Here is a 14,953-nt window from a genome sequence, read left to right as displayed (position 1 = left end):
CGATAGCATCCAAAGATGAAGCCTGAGGAACTGCCTGCCCATGACGAGTACGGCCGGCTGCTGGAGGACCGTGGAGTCTGGCGGCAGGCCACCACCCTGGAGGCCGCCGGGGAATTGACCGCCCGATGGCTGGAGGGTGGGAGTTCGTACCAGCCGGGGCATTTCGCCCCCGGTTTCGACCCTGAAACCGTCGCACTGGCCGCAGTGTTGGCGGAGCTGAACCGGAACGGGCTGTTCACCAAGGAGTCCCAGCCGGGCATCCTCGCTGACGGCGCTGCGCAACGGGAGTACGTCACGGGTTTTTGCAGCGCCGGCACCGCTGGCGAACTGCTGGCCCTTTCCACGCGCACCGAACTGGTCACCGTGGCCCACGCGCCTGGCGAAGCAAGCAGCGCCGCCATTCCCGTAACCCTTGCGGGCACGGAGGTCACCACGGTGCTCGGTTCCAGCGAGAATCCTGTAGACGAGGCGCAGATCAGGGATTGGGCTGACGAGACCAACGATGCCCTGGCCCTGCTGCTCGCGGACTCCTGGTATGTGGAGATCCTGGATCCGGTGTGGGGACGCAACGGCGTCCTGCTGCCGGCGGTCCTGCAGGCATTGAAAGGAGCGGGGCAGCCCTAGCCGCCCCGCCCCTTCAAAATCCGGTACTACAGCTCCACGGTGCCGCTTTCGCCAACACTCATCCGGCTGTTGGTGACCTTGGCCTTCACCCACTGGAGCACAGTGGCGGCCGTGCCGCCGGGGCTGGTCCAGTATTCGGCGGAATCCGAGTCGACGCGCAGGAGGCACACCTCGGGGGTGTCCGGACCGTCCGGGAACCAGGCTTCGACCGCCTGGTTCCACAGTTCGTGGATTTTGGCCCGGTCCGTGACCACTTCGCCGGTTCCGGCCACTGAGACCCACTCAGTGTTCTTGCCAAAGGCAACGTTGACCCGCGAGTCAGCCCGGACATGCGCAACCTGGGACGTGCCGAGGCCGGTGAAGAACCACATGTCGCCGTCGTCCTTTACCTCCTGGACGGCCAGCGGCCGGCTGACGAGGGCGCCTTCTTCGTTGATGGTGGTGACCATTCCGATCCTGGAATCGTTGATGATCTCCGTAACCTTGCTGATGCTCTGGGCGTCAGTCATGCCTCACCTCGTTCGTCTGAAGTCGGGGTAGCTCCCCGCCGCCAGCCTATTAGTAAGCATGCTTATTTACCAGCTGGCGGCCACCGGGACCTTCGCCACCTCTGCGATCCGCGCAGCAGTGATGCGGCCCATTCGGATGGCGCCGTCCACGTGCTGGTATCCCTCGGCCGCAAGGTCGGAGGAGGACCAGTAGATCGGGCCGACAGGTGCGTGCTGGTCCTTGCCGTAGCGGTGCAGGCCGCCCAGGTCATAGCTGGAGGCGTAGGCGCCGCGGGTCCATTCCTCCGAGCCCCAGTCGGACTCGTAGTAGACCTCGGGGGTGAGGGCCTCGTCGCCAAGGTAGCCTGCGATGGATTCCAGGATGGCCTTGCGGCGCTCTTCGGGGGACAGCTCGAACATGGCGTCGGCCTTCTCATCCGAGACGAAGCCCACCAGGGTGCCGCGCGGATCGCCATGGTTGGTGTTGTCGTAGACCTCCTGGACCAGCGCATCGGCACCGAAGCAGGTGCCGGAGAGGCCCTTGTCCCGCCAGAAGGGGGTGCTGTACACGGCGTGGACCTTGATGACCAGGCCCAGCGACTGGTGCTGGTGCATCTGGTGCTGGCGGCGCGGCAGCGGCGGGTTGAAGGAGACGCGGGAGTAGAGGTTGGGCGGCACCGCCATGATGACGAAGCGGGCGTTCACGGTGGCGCGGTCCGAGACAACGGTCACGCGGTGCCCGCCGTCCGCGTCCGGCTCCCAGTTGACGGTACGCACCGGAGAACCAAGGACGACGTCGTCACCCAGCTCCTGCGCCTGCAGCAACGACACCTGCTGCATCCCGCCCACCACGCGGCGGTCCAGGATGAAGTCCTCATCCGTCAGGTGGGTGAAGGAGCCGGCCGAGGCCGCCATCAGGACCGCCTGCAGCGCGGAGAAGGCGTGCGCCGGCTTGGTGAGCATGCCGCCGGCGATGAAGAGTCCGATGTTCTTGCAGGCTTCCTCGTTGGCAGAGTTCTGCCGGAGCCAGTGGTGGAAGGAAACGGTATCCAGCTCGCGTGCCTTGGGATGGGCCCACGGTTCGGTGGGGCCGATCTCGGCGGCCAGTCCGTCAAGGAGGGCCACCAGACGGTCCATTTCGACGGCGGTGTCCGGGTCCACCGGGAAGGTGTCGCCCGTGTAACGCACAGGGGCGCCGTCTGCGCCGATGTAGATGGACTCCCCTTCGCGGTAGCGCGGGTAGGTCTCGAGGTTCAGTTCTGCCAGCAGTTCCAGGAGGGCAGTCTGGTCCGGCGAGACCCATTGGCCGCCGATTTCGAGCATGGCGCCGTCCACGGCGTCGGTCCAGGTCCGGCCACCAACGCGGTCGCGGGCCTCGAGCACGGCTACGGTGAGGCCGGCTTTCTTCAGTTCACGGGCGGCGGTGAGTCCGGACGGCCCGGCTCCAACGACCACGACGTCGCGGTTCAGGTTCAGCATGATGTCCTCTCTGCGGCCCTTGGTGACGGGGACCACTAAATGAATGCCATTCATTTATTAGAACTATAGCTGCTGCCTGCTTTGAGCGGAAGTACCGGATGGAATAATGCAGGGGACACCGACGAAAGGGCAGGAATGCCGGCAGTATCAGCCGCACAGGGACGCACCACCAACAACGGCGGTGTGCAGCGGAGGCGGGCCGGTCGACCGTCCGCGGCAGTGCTGGACAAGTCCGGAATCACGGCAGCTGCGCTGGGGCTGGTGAGCCGCAAGGGGTACGACGGGTTGACCATGGCAGCCCTGGCCAAGGAACTCGACGTGGCACCGTCCGCCCTCTACAACCACGTGGCGTCAAAGCAGGATGTCCTGCTCCTGGTGGAGGACCACCTGATGTCGCTCGTCGACGTTTCCGGTTTTGGCGGCGGCAGCTGGGAGGACGCCGTCCGCGCCTGGGCCTGGAGCTATCGGGACGTCTTTGCCGAGCACACTCCGCTTATCCCCGTCATCGCCGTCCTGCCGGTCACCGACGCCCCGCAGACCCTGGCAATGTACGAGACCGTGAGTAAAGGGTTTTCCGACGCCGGTTTTCCACAGGAGCGCATTGTGCCGGCAATCGTGGCGCTTGAGTCCTTTATCTTCGGATCCGCGTACGACGTCACCGCGCCGGAGGACATCTTCGACTCCGGCAGCATGGCTGGATCCACCCCGTATTTCACCGCAGCCGTGCGCAGTTCTTCTGCAGGACCGGATGCACCTGCGAATGCTTCCGGCGGCCAGGGCGGCCCGGAACGCGGCCGCCCGGCGGATACGGCCTTCCAGCTAGGGCTGGACGCCCTGATTGCCGGACTGGGAACCATGCGGAAGGGCTAGCGCCCTAGTCCTCGGCGGCGGCGAGCTGGCCGCAGGCGCCGTCGATTTCCTTGCCGCGGGTGTCCCGAAGGGTGCAGGGCACGCCGGTGGCGCGGAGCCGCTCGATGAATTCCTGTTCCACCGCCTTGTCCGAGGCGGTCCAAATGGAGCCCGGAGTTGGGTTGAGCGGGATCGGGTTAACGTGCACCCAGCCGCGTCCGCGCTGGTTCAGCTTCTTGCCCAGCAGGTCGGCACGCCAGGGGTGGTCGTTCATGTCCTTGATCAGTGCGTACTCGATGCTGACCCGGCGGCCCGTCTTACGGTAGTAGTCGTAAGCGGCGTCGAGCGCCTCGTCCACCTTCCAGCGGTTGTTGACCGGGATCAGTTCGTCGCGGAGCTCGTCATCGGGGGCATGCAATGACAGTGCGAACGTGACGGGAAGGTCCTCGTCCGCCAGCTTCCGGATCGCCGGAACCAGGCCCACGGTGGATACGGTGATGTTCCGGGCGGACATTCCCAAACCCTCGGGCGCCGGATCCACAAAGCGGTGCAGGGCGGCCATGACGCGCTTGTAGTTGGCCAGGGGCTCCCCCATGCCCATGAAGACGATGTTGGTGACCCGCTCGTCGTCGTGCTCCTTCGGGCCCAGCTCGCCGGCAGCGATGGCCCGGTTGGCGGCGACCACCTGGTCAACGATTTCTGCGGTGGACATGTTGCGCGTCAGTCCGGCCTGGCCCGTGGCACAGAAGGGGCAGTTCATGCCGCAGCCGGCCTGTGAGGAGACGCAGAGGGTGATGCGGCCGGGGTAGCGCATCAGGACGGACTCCACCAGGGCACCGTCGAACAGACGCCAGAGGAACTTGATGGTGTCCCCCTTGTCAGTGCGTTGCCGGCGGACCTCCGTGAGCAGCGGCGGGAACATCTGGGAGGCAAGCTCCTCGCGGCCTGCCTTGGGCAGGTCGCTCATCCGCTCCGGGTCCACCGTCCAGTGCTGGAAGTAGTGCGTGGAGAGTTGCTTTGCGCGGAATGCCGGCAGGCCAAGTTCCTTCAGCTTCTCGCCGCGCTCGGCCAGGCTCATGTCCGCCAGGTGCACTGGCGGCTGCTTCACGCGCGGGGACGCAAATTGGAGCAGGGGCCGGCCTTCGACCGTACGTGCCTGCTCCCAGCCCTCGGCGGTGGGGCGGACCTGCGGCCGGGCAGTGCCGGCGGCTGCCTTGGAGGCGCGGACAGGAGTTTCAGGGGAAGGATTGGGGGAAGTCATCCCCTCTATCATCCCACGAGGGCAAAATCCGGGGGGAATCGCCCAAAGGCGCTGAAATTGGATCTGCAAAGACTTTCTTGTAATACAAGTTGCAAACTTATATCCTAGGGGTGTGGGCGAAGGGGCCCACCTGTCTTCCAGGAGAATCAATGAGTTCCGTCGATCTGATCCGGCACGTCAAGCTATCCACTGCCCGTCTTCCCCTCGCCCTTCCCATCAGCGACGCGAAAGTCTTCACCGGCCGGCAGAAGCCCATGACCGAGGTGGTGTTCCTGTTCGCCGAGATCACCACCGAACTGGGGCACTCCGGCGTGGGATTCAGCTATTCAAAGCGTGCCGGCGGCCCTGCCCAATACGCCCATGCCAAGGAAGCCGCCGAAGGCCTCATCGGCGAGGACCCCAACGACATCGCCCGAATTTACACCAAACTCCTGTGGGCAGGGGCCTCCGTGGGGCGGTCCGGCGTCGCCACCCAGGCTCTCGCCGCCGTCGACATCGCTTTATACGACTTGAAAGCCAAGCGTGCCGGGCTGCCGCTGGCGAAGTTCCTGGGCTCCTACCGCGACTCGGTGCGGACGTACAACACCTCCGGCGGCTTCCTGAACGCCAGCCTTGACGAAGTGAAGGCGCGCGCCACCCAGTCCCTCGAGGAGGGCATCGGCGGCATCAAGATCAAGGTGGGCCTGCCGGACAGCAAGGAGGACCTGCGCCGCGTCGCCGGAATCCGCGACCACATCGGCCCGGACGTTCCGCTCATGGTGGACGCCAACCAGCAGTGGGACCGCGCCGCGGCCCTGCGCTTGGGCCGCCGCCTCGAGGAATTCGACCTGGTGTGGATCGAAGAGCCCCTTGATGCCTACGACTTCGAGGGCCATGCCCACCTGGCACAGGTACTGGACACCCCCATCGCCACCGGCGAGATGCTCGCCTCCGTGGCTGAACATAAAGGCCTCATTGCCGCCAACGGCTGCGACATCATCCAGCCCGACGCCCCGCGCGTCGGCGGTATCACCCAGTTCCTTCGCCTGGCCGCCCTGGCCGACGAGCGGGGACTGGACCTTGCCCCGCACTTCGCCATGGAAATCCACCTCCACCTCGCCGCCGCCTACCCCCGCGAACCCTGGGTGGAGCACTTCGACTGGCTGGACCCGCTGTTCAACGAGCGCCTGGAAACCAAGGACGGCCGCATGATCGTCCCGGACCGCCCCGGCCTCGGCATAACCCTGAGCGACCAGGCCCGCGCCTGGACCACCGAAAGCGTGGAGTTCGGCGCGTAACCCCGAAGCCGTAATCTTTAGCCATGACCCGGAACCTCACCGCGGACCTTGCCGCTGACCTCCGCAACCGCATCGTCGACGGCGTGATCCAGCCGGGTGAAAAGCTGCCCAGCGAAAACACGCTGATCAGCGATTTCGGTGTCAGCCGGACCGTGGTCCGCGCCGCCCTTACCCGGCTGCAGGCCGAGGGGCTGGTGGAAACCGAGCGCGGGCGCGGCAGTTTCGCGCTCACTCCCCCGGCGGACAGGCCCTCGGAGGGTGTGGGGATCCGGCCCGTGGCCACTATGGAGGACAGGCTGCACCTGCTGGCCTTCCGCATGGGAGTTGAGACCGAAGCCGCGGCACTGGCAGCCCGGAACCGCACCGACCGGCAGTTACGGGCTCTGGGCACCGCACTGGACACCTTTACGGAGAGTTCCGGGCACCCGGCGCACGCCATGAAGGCTGACTTTGAATTCCACCGTGCGGTTGCCGCCGCCTCGGGCAACCCCTATTACTCCGATTGCCTGGCGGCCCTGGGGCAGACCATGATCGCCATGCCGCGCACCCGCCTGATGACCGGCGCTGAGCACTACGCCCGGGACCACTTCGACCAGGTGGTGCTGGAGCACCGGTCCATCCGGGATGCCATTGCCGATGGTGACGACGCCGCAGCGGCAGCCGCCATGCGCACCCACCTGGCCAACTCACGACGCCGGTTCAAGGCTTCGGCGCGCCCGTCCGCCTAGGCGCCGTCCCGCCGTCGTAATCCGAGCGTCCAGGTGCTCAGGCACCGGCCACCGGACGAAGCACCAGCGAACGCGGGGGTGCGAAGTCCGGACGGTGGTGCAACCCCTGGAACGTCGGTTGCATGATGGGAATGCAAAAGAGCCCCGGTCAAAAGACCGGGGCTCTTTAACCTGCGTGCGCGAGGGGGGATTTGAACCCCCACGCCCTTTCGGACACTGGCACCTGAAGCCAGCGCGTCTGCCGTTCCGCCACTCGCGCGCAACTTCTTCCACGTGACCGAACCGGTTTCCCGTTTCGCGCCTCGTAAAAGCAGCGAGATCAAGCATAACGGACAGTTGCCGCAAATTACCAATTGGCCCCCATCCGCCCTTGTCCAGTCCGCGCCGGCCGGTGGAAAAACAGGCAGGAAACCAGCCAGGGGCGGGTACTGGAAGCCGTGGAAAGACAGTGCCGCGGCGGCCGGCAAGGCCTCGGAAACCGAACTTTCGCCGGCGCCCGGCCGTTGCGGATTAAGGTCATTCACAGGGGTGGCAAGTAGTATCGGATGTAGGAGTGGGCACTGCCGGCGGGTGAACCGCGCTGCGGCTGACTGCCCTGCAGGTGCTGGCCAGCAGCAACTAGTGCCCCGGAGCCGGGGGGAAAGGAGAAGAACCATGGGTCTGCTGGACAAAGTTGAACGTGGCATCGAAAAGGCCGTCCGCGGCGTCTTCTCCACCGGTTCCAAGGCGCAGGTGGAACCCGTGGAGATTGCCAGCAGGCTCCGCCGCGAAGTGGACCACAAAGCCCTTACCGTGGCGGCCGGACGCACGCTGGTCCCCAACGTCTTCGATGTGCAGCTCAGCGACGACGACTTCGCCCGGGCACAGGAATGGGGCACGCCGCTGGCCGAAGAACTCTGCGATGTGGTCATCAACCACGTCCGCAGCCAGGGCTACATCCTCCAGGGCCCCGTGCGGATCTCCTTCCGCCGGGACACCGAGCTCCGTGCCGGTGCTTTCGAAATTGCTTCCAGCACTGAAAAGTCCCAAGGCGCGGGCGCCGCCCAGCCAAGGCCCAGCGTTCCGGCGGCCCCGAACCGGCAGCCGGTCAGGCTTCAGCCGGTCCTGGACATCGACGGCCAACGCTATTCACTGAATGCCCCGTCGATCGTTCTGGGGCGGTCGTCCGAGGCGGACATCCACATTGAAGACACGGGAGTGTCCCGGCGCCACCTTGAAATCCGCACGGCCAACGGCGTGACCAGTGCCGTGGACCTGGGATCCACCAATGGCAGCTATGTCAACGGCCAAAAGGTCTCGGGAAGCACTGAACTCACAGACGGCTCCACCATCACGATGGGACGGACAAAGATCATTTTCCGCCTGCTTTCTGCCAACCCGGGTGGCCGCGCATGAGCGACCTCACCATCACCGCGCTGCGGTTCGGCTTCCTGCTGCTCCTCTGGGTACTCATCTTCAGCATCGTTTCCGCCATGCGGCGCGACCTCATGGTGGGACGCAAGGCTGCAGCCGGTGCGCCCACCGCCCGGCAGGTCCGGCGGAACCCGGAACTGGCAGAGGCGCCGCCCCAGCCGGTGAAGCAGCAGGCGCGGCAGCTGGTGGTCATCGAAGGCCCGCTCAAGGGCCGGACCCTGCCGCTGGCCGCCAGCCCCATACTGCTGGGGCGAGCCCAGGAAGCCACCCTGGTTCTAGAGGACGACTACGCCTCGGGCCGGCATGCCCGGCTCTTCCCACAGGGCAGCCGCTGGTTCATCGAGGACCTGGGTTCCACCAACGGCACCTACCTGGGAGATCAGCAACTTACCCGCGCCCTGCCGGTCGAGCCAGGTGTACCCGTGAGAATCGGCAAGACGGTCATTGAATTGAGGCCGTAACCGTGGCCGTGCCTGAAAATCCCGCAACCGGCTCCAGTCCGGCTCAGCGGCCCCTTATCATGCGCTTCGCGGCGCGGTCCGACGTTGGCCGGATCCGCGCCAAGAACGACGATTCCGCCTATGCCGGCCGCCATCTCGCCGTCGTCGCTGACGGCATGGGCGGGCACGCCGGCGGTGACGTCGCTTCCGCAGCGACCGTCCTGGACATGATCCACCTGGACAGCCCGGACCAGGGTGATGATGCGGGCACCGTCCTTGCCGACGAGATCCAGACCGCCAATTCGCTGCTCTCTGAACTGGTGCACATGAACCCCAAGCTCGCGGGCATGGGCACCACTGTCACCGCGCTCCTGCTGGCTGATAACAAACTGCACTTCGCGCACATCGGTGATTCCCGCGCGTACCGGTTGCGCGACGGTGAATTCAAGCAGGTCAGTGTGGACCATACGTTTGTCCAGCGGCTCATCGACGAAGGCCGGCTCCGCCCGGAGGAAGCGGAAACGCACCCGCACAAGAACGTCCTCATGCGCGTCCTGGGCGATGTCGATGCCAGTCCCGAACTGGATCTGGACACCCTCGACGCCAAACCCGGGGACCGTTGGCTGCTCTGCTCAGACGGGCTGAACTACGTGGCCGGGCACGCCGTGGAGCGGACCGTCCGGGAAACCCACAACCTGCACGAGTGCGCCGAAACCCTGGTTGAGCTGACCCTTGAAGCCGGCTCCCCGGACAACGTCACCGTGGTCATGGTGGACATCGTGGAGGAAACGCCCGACGACGTCAGCACCGCCGCCGTCGACATCGTCCCGCCGGTAGAGGGCAGCAAGCCCGCTGCCGCGGCGGCCGGCATACCCGCCGACATGGCTGCATCCGCCGGTCCCGCCGACGGCACGCAACCCGGTGCCAAAACCGGCCCGGACCGCGAAGACGCCAAGCAAGGTGTTGCACCCGGGAAGGAACCGGCCGACGGCGGTGCCAAGGACGGCAGCGCCGAAGACGGGGATGCCGAAAGTGGGGACACCGACTCCCCGGAGCCCGGCAGCACGGACCCGCACCTCGGTGAACACCTGTCTGCCGAAGTACTGCGCGAAGAACTTGCCTCACGCCCGCACGAACTGGTGGGCGCGGCAGCGGCTGCGGCGGAGTCCGGATCCATCCCCACCATTGCCGGCCGGACCGTGGCCCGGCGGGCTGCCACGCTCCTTACCCACAAGGCAGAACCCGCCGCCGACCCCGAGGACACCCTGGTCCCGCTGCGTCCCCGCCGGTGGGTGGCCTGGTCCGTTGCAGCCGCGGTGCTGCTTGTGGTGGCCGTCGGGCTCTGGCTCGGCTACGCCTGGACCCAGACCCGCTACTACGTGGGTGAGTTCGATTCCCGGGTGGCGATCTACAACGGCGTTTCCCAGAGGCTGGGGCCCATCCAGTTGTCCTCCCTGGAAGCCGTGACCGATATCCGGATGGATTCCCTTCCCCCGTTCTCGCAGCAGCGGGTCCGCCAGACGGTTCCGGCCAACGACCTCTACGACGCGCAGCGGATCGTCAAGAACCTGGAGCTCACGGGAACCACCTCGCCGGAGGAGGAGTGCCCCAAGCCTTCGGGCTCTGCCACTGCCCCCGTTCCATCCGGCAGCCCCGCTCCGCCTTCCAGCGCACCACCCGCCGGCGCGGCAGCTCCGCCGCCCGCACCGGGCGCATCCGCCCCTGCCTCCGGGCCGTCGGCCGCTTCCCCAACACCAACTCCCACCATCACCTGCGAGGCGGCGAAATGAGCCAGGTAAGCAGCATGCCCAAGCCTCGCCGCAACGTTGAACTCGCGTTGCTGCTGCTGGCCCTTGCCGTGGGCATCGGGGCCAACATGCTGGTGGGCGTGGACCAGGAGAAGGCTTTCGACTCGGACTTCTGGTTCCAGTCCAGCCTGCTGGCCGTTGCGGCACTGGTATTCCACGGGGTTCTGCGCTTCCGCGCCAAATATGCCGATCCGGTAATACTTCCCCTGGTGGTTGCCCTCAACGGGCTTGGACTGGCCATGATCCACCGCCTGGATCCGCCGGGTTCCGATACCGGCAACAACCAGCTCCGCTGGACTCTGATTGCCATGGCGGTGGCCATCGCCGTCATCTGGTTCCTGAAAGACCACCGCGTACTGCGCAGGTTCACGTTCATCTCACTGGCAGCCAGTGCCGTCCTCCTGGTTCTTCCCCTGATTCCGGGCATCAGCGCGGGTGAAATCCTCGGTGCCCGCGTGTGGATCCGTTTGGGTCCCATGACCTTCCAGCCCGGTGAAATCGCCAAGATCACACTCGCCATATTCTTCGCAGGCTATTTGTCCTCCAACCGGGACCTGATCCTGCTGGCGGGCCGGAAAATCGGTCCGCTGCAGTTCCCGCGCTTCAAGGACCTCGGACCCATGGTGGCCGCCTGGCTGGTCAGCATCGGAGTGCTGGTCTTCCAAAGCGACCTCGGGTCCTCCGTACTGTTCTTCGGCCTGTTCATCGTCATGATCTACGTGGCCACCAGCCGGATCAGCTGGGTTGTCATCGGCCTGGCCCTCCTCCTGGGCGGCGGCTTTATCGCTTCGCAAGTCTTCTCGCACGTGGGCCTGCGCATCGACGGCTGGCTGAATGCCTTCACCGACGAGGTCTACGGCCGCCAGTACGGCGGCAGCTTCCAGATCGTTGAGGGGCTGTTCGGCATGGCCAACGGCGGGCTGGTCGGAACGGGCCTGGGGCAGGGCCGTCCGGACCTGGTTCCCTTCGCCAACAGCGACATGATCATTGCTTCCCTGGGCGAGGAACTTGGCCTGATTGGCCTCTTCGCCGTGGTCCTGATGTATTTGCTCCTGTTCACCCGCGGGTTCCGCGCCGCCCTGGGCACGCGCGATGCCTTTGGGAAGCTGCTGGCGTGCGGCCTGTCCTTCGCCGTGGCGCTCCAGTGCTTCGTGGTGATCGGCGGCGTCACCAGGCTCATCCCGCTGACCGGCCTCACCACACCGTTCCTGGCCGCCGGCGGTTCATCCCTGCTGGCCAACTGGATCATTGTGGGACTGCTCCTGATGATCTCGCATACCGCGCGCGGCCCAGTGGACACCACACCGCTGCCGCCGTCAGCGGGGGCGGAATCCGTAGGCATTGACACTCCAACCGAGGCGGTGAAGCACGCATGAACCAGGCAATACGGCACTCATGGGTAGCGGCCATCGCCATGTTCGCCCTCATCTTCGGGGCCATCAGCTATGTCCAGGTGATTGGTGCGGACGCCCTGAAGGACAACCCCTGGAACAAGCGCGCCATCCTGCAGACGTACTGCAATGACCGCGGTTCCATCATTGTGGGCGGTACCCCGGTGGCGGAATCGGTGGAGAGCAACTCGGAGACGTGCAAATTCCAGCGCACCTACCCGCAGCCGGAGCTGTATGCCGGCCTGACGGGATACTTCTCCCAGAACTACGGAGCCACAGGACTGGAGCAGTCCATGGGCGCCGAGCTGGCGGGTAACTCGGACCAGCTTTTCCTGGACCGGGTGGGCCAGCTCTTCCTGGGCAACCAGCCCAAGGGTGCCTCCGTGGAACTCACCATCGACCCCCAGATCCAGCAGCTGGCCTACAACCTGATCCCGGATGGCCAGCGCGGCTCGATCGTGGTCACCAACCCCAAGACCGGCGCCATCCTGGCCATGGCTTCCAAACCGTCCTACAACCCGAACCTGGTGGCCACCCAGGATCCAAAGGCTGAAAGCGCCAATATCAATGAGCTGGTCAAGGTCCCTGGCGTCAACCTGAACCAGAACGTCAGCGGCCCCACCGGTGAGCTGCTCGCCCCGGGGTCGGTATTCAAGCTCGTGGATACGGCGGCCGCCCTGGCCTCAGGGAAGTACAACAAGGACAGCGTCCTGCCCAACCCCGCGGAAATGCCCTTCGACGGCATCCAATACAAACTGCCCAACTACGCCGGCGGCAACTGCTACACCAGGGACACCGCCAGCTTCGCCTTCGCACTGCAGCAGTCCTGCAACACGCCGTTCGCCAGCATCGCCCTGGACCTGGGCCGCGACGCCATCGCCGCCCAGGCCAAGAAGTTCGGGTTCGGCGAGGACGTGGGGGATCTGCTGAAGCTGGGCCATGCAACAGGTAACGGATTCCCTGACAACCTGGACAAGCCCGGACTGGCCCAGTCCGCCATCGGCCAGAAGGATGTCCGGGTCACGCCGCTGCAGGTCAACATGATGACCAACGCCATCGCAAACGGCGGCGTCCAGATGGCGCCCAGCCTGGTCAAGACCCTGCGGTCGCCGGACCTGCGCGTCATTGACGAGCCCCAGCCGGCCCAGCTCAGGACGTCCACCACCCCGGAAATCTCCAAACAGATCACCGAGTGGATGACCAGCGTGGTTACTGACGGTATAGCCAAGGGTGCCGCCGTCCCCGGCGTACAGGTCGCGGGCAAGACCGGCACCGCCGAACTCGGAAATGGAACCAACAATTCGTGGTTCACCGGGTTCGCCCCTGCTGACAACCCCAAGGTCAGCGTCACGATCGTCATGGAAGGCGTAGACATCTACGCGGGAGCAAAGCTGACCAGTCCTAACGCGAAGAAGATTTTTGAGGCGGTGTTGAATAAGTGAGGCCTACAACGGGAATCACCCTCGGCGGCAGATTCCAGCTGACCACGCGGATCGCGATTGGCGGCATGGGCGAAGTCTGGAAAGCCAAGGACCTGGTCCTTGGCCGCATCGTCGCCATCAAGGTGCTCAAGGAGGAATACACGGGAGATCCCGGATTCCTGCAGCGGTTCCGTGCCGAGGCCCGCCACACCGCGCTCCTTAACCACGTGGGAATCGCCAACGTCTTCGATTACGGCGAAGAAGAAGGCTCCGCTTACCTGGTCATGGAACTGGTCCCGGGCCAGCCGTTGAGCAGCATCATCGAGCACGAGCAGGTGCTGTCGCCGGACCGTACGCTCTCGATCATTGCGCAGACCGCCCGCGCTTTGGCCGTGGCACACGCCCAGGGCCTGGTCCACCGGGACGTCAAGCCCGGAAACCTCCTGATCACGCCCGACGGACGGGTCAAGGTCACCGACTTCGGCATCGCCCGCCTTGCCGACCAGGTGCCGCTCACCCAGACCGGGCAGGTCATGGGAACGGCACAGTACCTGGCCCCTGAACAGGCAACCGGACAGACCGCCACCGGATCCTCGGACATCTACTCCCTCGGAGTCATCGGGTACGAGTGCCTCAGCGGCCATCGTCCCTTCTCCGGCGAATCGCAGATCGCCATTGCGCTGGCCCAGGTCAACGACGCTCCGCCGCCGCTTTCGGACAGCCTGCCTGCTCCGGTCCGGGCGCTCCTGATGTCCATGCTGGCCAAGGATCCCAAGGACCGGCCTGCCAATGCCATTAAGCTGGCCGAGGCAGCGGAGGCAATCCGCAACGGCGATATCAGCGCGGCGCGCGCCGCCGTGCCCGGCATGCTTCTCTTCGACGCAGACACCGGCCCCATCACGGCACCGGTGGACACCGCCACCGCCCCCACCGGCGTCATTGGCAGCCAGCGGGATTCCCCCACCGCCACCTCCGCCCTCCCGGTGCTGGGCGCCGGCGCGGCGGGCGCCGCCGCTGCAATGGCGGCAGGCGCCCACGGCGCATCCGCCGCTGAGGGCGACGCGCCCCAGGGGCCGCTTGCCCGCGCCAATGCGCTGGCTGCCCAGCGCAACTGGGACCAGCAGGACGAGGATACATACGGCGGGGAAACGTACGACGACGAACCCACTGATGAGCCCCGGCGCAAGGGACGCAGCCCCTGGACTTGGCCTCTGGTCGCCTTGATCCTTCTGCTCCTGTTTGCGCTGGTGGGTTTCCTCCTTAGCCAGATGGGACTCTTCTCGCCGTCCAGCAACCCCAGCTCCAGCGCGACCGCCAGCAGCAGCGCACCGCCGTCGTCCCCTACGCCCACGCGGACCACGCAGTCGGCGACGCCCACGCAGACGCGCAGCACGCCCACCCCAACACCCACCCCGGAGCCCACCCAGGCGACGGTCAACGTTATTCCTGAGGCTTACCTTGGCAAGCCCTACCGGCAAGTGCAGGCAGCCCTCGCCGGACTGGGGCTGCAGGTGACGGTCCTGCCGCAGGAAAGCAGCTCGGCAGCCCCCGGTACCGTCCTGGAACTGAACCCCACGGGTGTCATCCCCAAGGGATCACCCATCACCGTCCTCTACGCAACGGCTCCGGCGCCCGCACCCACCAGTGCGGCCCCGACCCCTACGCCCACAACGTCCTCCCAGGCCGGTCCCACGCCCCTCTCACCGCTTGCAACCTGCGCGGCGGGCCAGACGCCCGGCACACCCCCTACCTGCACGCCCTAAACGTCAGGAAC

The 14,953-nt window shown here is 66.0% G+C and carries 13 protein-coding genes and 1 tRNA gene; 10 read left to right on the top strand and 4 right to left on the bottom strand.

Features of this window, described 5'->3' with window-relative positions; genetic code table 11:
* The first annotated feature begins 15 nt into the window (after positions 1–15).
* Positions 16–624: a DUF6919 domain-containing protein gene (locus tag JCQ34_RS00185; RefSeq protein WP_286400667.1), complete on the top strand. Its 609-nt coding sequence runs from the start codon at positions 16–18 to the stop codon at positions 622–624.
* A gap of 26 nt (positions 625–650) precedes the next feature.
* Here JCQ34_RS00185 and JCQ34_RS00180 read toward each other — a convergent pair whose 3' ends face one another.
* Both JCQ34_RS00180 and JCQ34_RS00175 read right to left on the bottom strand, forming a co-directional pair.
* Positions 651–1,133, bottom strand: coding sequence for a pyridoxamine 5'-phosphate oxidase family protein (locus tag JCQ34_RS00180; RefSeq protein ID WP_286400666.1), 483 nt, complete (start codon positions 1,131–1,133; stop codon positions 651–653).
* A gap of 66 nt (positions 1,134–1,199) precedes the next feature.
* Positions 1,200–2,645, bottom strand: coding sequence for a flavin monoamine oxidase family protein (locus tag JCQ34_RS00175; RefSeq protein WP_286400664.1), 1,446 nt, complete (start codon positions 2,643–2,645; stop codon positions 1,200–1,202).
* 81 nt (positions 2,646–2,726) lie between these two features.
* On the opposite strand from JCQ34_RS00175, the gene JCQ34_RS00170 reads away from it, so the two are divergent.
* Positions 2,727–3,461: a TetR/AcrR family transcriptional regulator gene (locus JCQ34_RS00170; RefSeq protein ID WP_286400662.1), complete on the top strand. Its 735-nt coding sequence runs from the start codon at positions 2,727–2,729 to the stop codon at positions 3,459–3,461.
* A gap of 4 nt (positions 3,462–3,465) precedes the next feature.
* Here JCQ34_RS00170 and rlmN read toward each other — a convergent pair whose 3' ends face one another.
* Positions 3,466–4,701: a 23S rRNA (adenine(2503)-C(2))-methyltransferase RlmN gene (rlmN, locus tag JCQ34_RS00165; protein WP_286400660.1), complete on the bottom strand. Its 1,236-nt coding sequence runs from the start codon at positions 4,699–4,701 to the stop codon at positions 3,466–3,468.
* A gap of 149 nt (positions 4,702–4,850) precedes the next feature.
* On the opposite strand from rlmN, the gene JCQ34_RS00160 reads away from it, so the two are divergent.
* Both JCQ34_RS00160 and JCQ34_RS00155 read left to right on the top strand, forming a co-directional pair.
* A complete protein-coding gene (locus JCQ34_RS00160) occupies positions 4,851–5,978 on the top strand; it encodes an L-talarate/galactarate dehydratase (protein WP_286400659.1) in 1,128 nt (375 codons plus the stop codon).
* A 23-nt stretch (positions 5,979–6,001) separates the two neighbouring features.
* Positions 6,002–6,706, top strand: a complete 705-nt coding sequence (locus JCQ34_RS00155) for a FadR/GntR family transcriptional regulator (protein ID WP_286400657.1) — start codon at positions 6,002–6,004, stop codon at positions 6,704–6,706.
* A 176-nt stretch (positions 6,707–6,882) separates the two neighbouring features.
* Here JCQ34_RS00155 and JCQ34_RS00150 read toward each other — a convergent pair.
* Positions 6,883–6,965 (bottom strand) — tRNA-Leu (locus JCQ34_RS00150).
* Between the two features lie 395 nt (positions 6,966–7,360).
* On the opposite strand from JCQ34_RS00150, the gene JCQ34_RS00145 reads away from it, so the two are divergent.
* From JCQ34_RS00145 to JCQ34_RS00120, 6 genes are read left to right on the top strand one after another with little or no spacing between them, the layout of a single operon-like run.
* Positions 7,361–8,101 carry an FhaA domain-containing protein gene (locus JCQ34_RS00145; RefSeq protein WP_286400655.1) on the top strand — a complete coding sequence of 247 codons (741 nt, stop codon included), beginning with the start codon at positions 7,361–7,363 and terminating at the stop codon, positions 8,099–8,101.
* Positions 8,098–8,580, top strand: a complete 483-nt coding sequence (locus JCQ34_RS00140) for an FHA domain-containing protein FhaB/FipA (RefSeq protein ID WP_286400654.1) — start codon at positions 8,098–8,100, stop codon at positions 8,578–8,580. Before JCQ34_RS00145 ends, JCQ34_RS00140 begins: the two co-directional genes overlap by 4 nt.
* A 2-nt stretch (positions 8,581–8,582) precedes the next feature.
* A complete protein-coding gene (locus tag JCQ34_RS00135) occupies positions 8,583–10,349 on the top strand; it encodes a protein phosphatase 2C domain-containing protein (protein WP_376978307.1) in 1,767 nt (588 codons plus the stop codon).
* Positions 10,346–11,743, top strand: a complete 1,398-nt coding sequence (locus JCQ34_RS00130; protein WP_286400652.1) for an FtsW/RodA/SpoVE family cell cycle protein — start codon at positions 10,346–10,348, stop codon at positions 11,741–11,743. The genes JCQ34_RS00135 and JCQ34_RS00130 overlap by 4 nt, the downstream gene beginning before the upstream one ends.
* Positions 11,740–13,200 carry a peptidoglycan D,D-transpeptidase FtsI family protein gene (locus tag JCQ34_RS00125; RefSeq protein WP_286400651.1) on the top strand — a complete coding sequence of 487 codons (1,461 nt, stop codon included), beginning with the start codon at positions 11,740–11,742 and terminating at the stop codon, positions 13,198–13,200. Before JCQ34_RS00130 ends, JCQ34_RS00125 begins: the two co-directional genes overlap by 4 nt.
* On the top strand, positions 13,197–14,942 hold the full coding sequence (locus tag JCQ34_RS00120) for a protein kinase domain-containing protein (RefSeq protein ID WP_286400649.1): 1,746 nt from the start codon (positions 13,197–13,199) through the stop codon (positions 14,940–14,942). The genes JCQ34_RS00125 and JCQ34_RS00120 overlap by 4 nt, the downstream gene beginning before the upstream one ends.
* Positions 14,943–14,953: the final 11 nt, after the last annotated feature.

Origin of the sequence: Pseudarthrobacter defluvii (genome assembly GCF_030323865.1) — a bacterium.
GTDB classification, from domain to species: domain Bacteria; phylum Actinomycetota; class Actinomycetes; order Actinomycetales; family Micrococcaceae; genus Arthrobacter; species Arthrobacter sedimenti.
The sequence above is the reverse complement of the archived record's forward strand: the minus strand, read 5'-3'. Positions and strand labels throughout refer to the sequence as shown.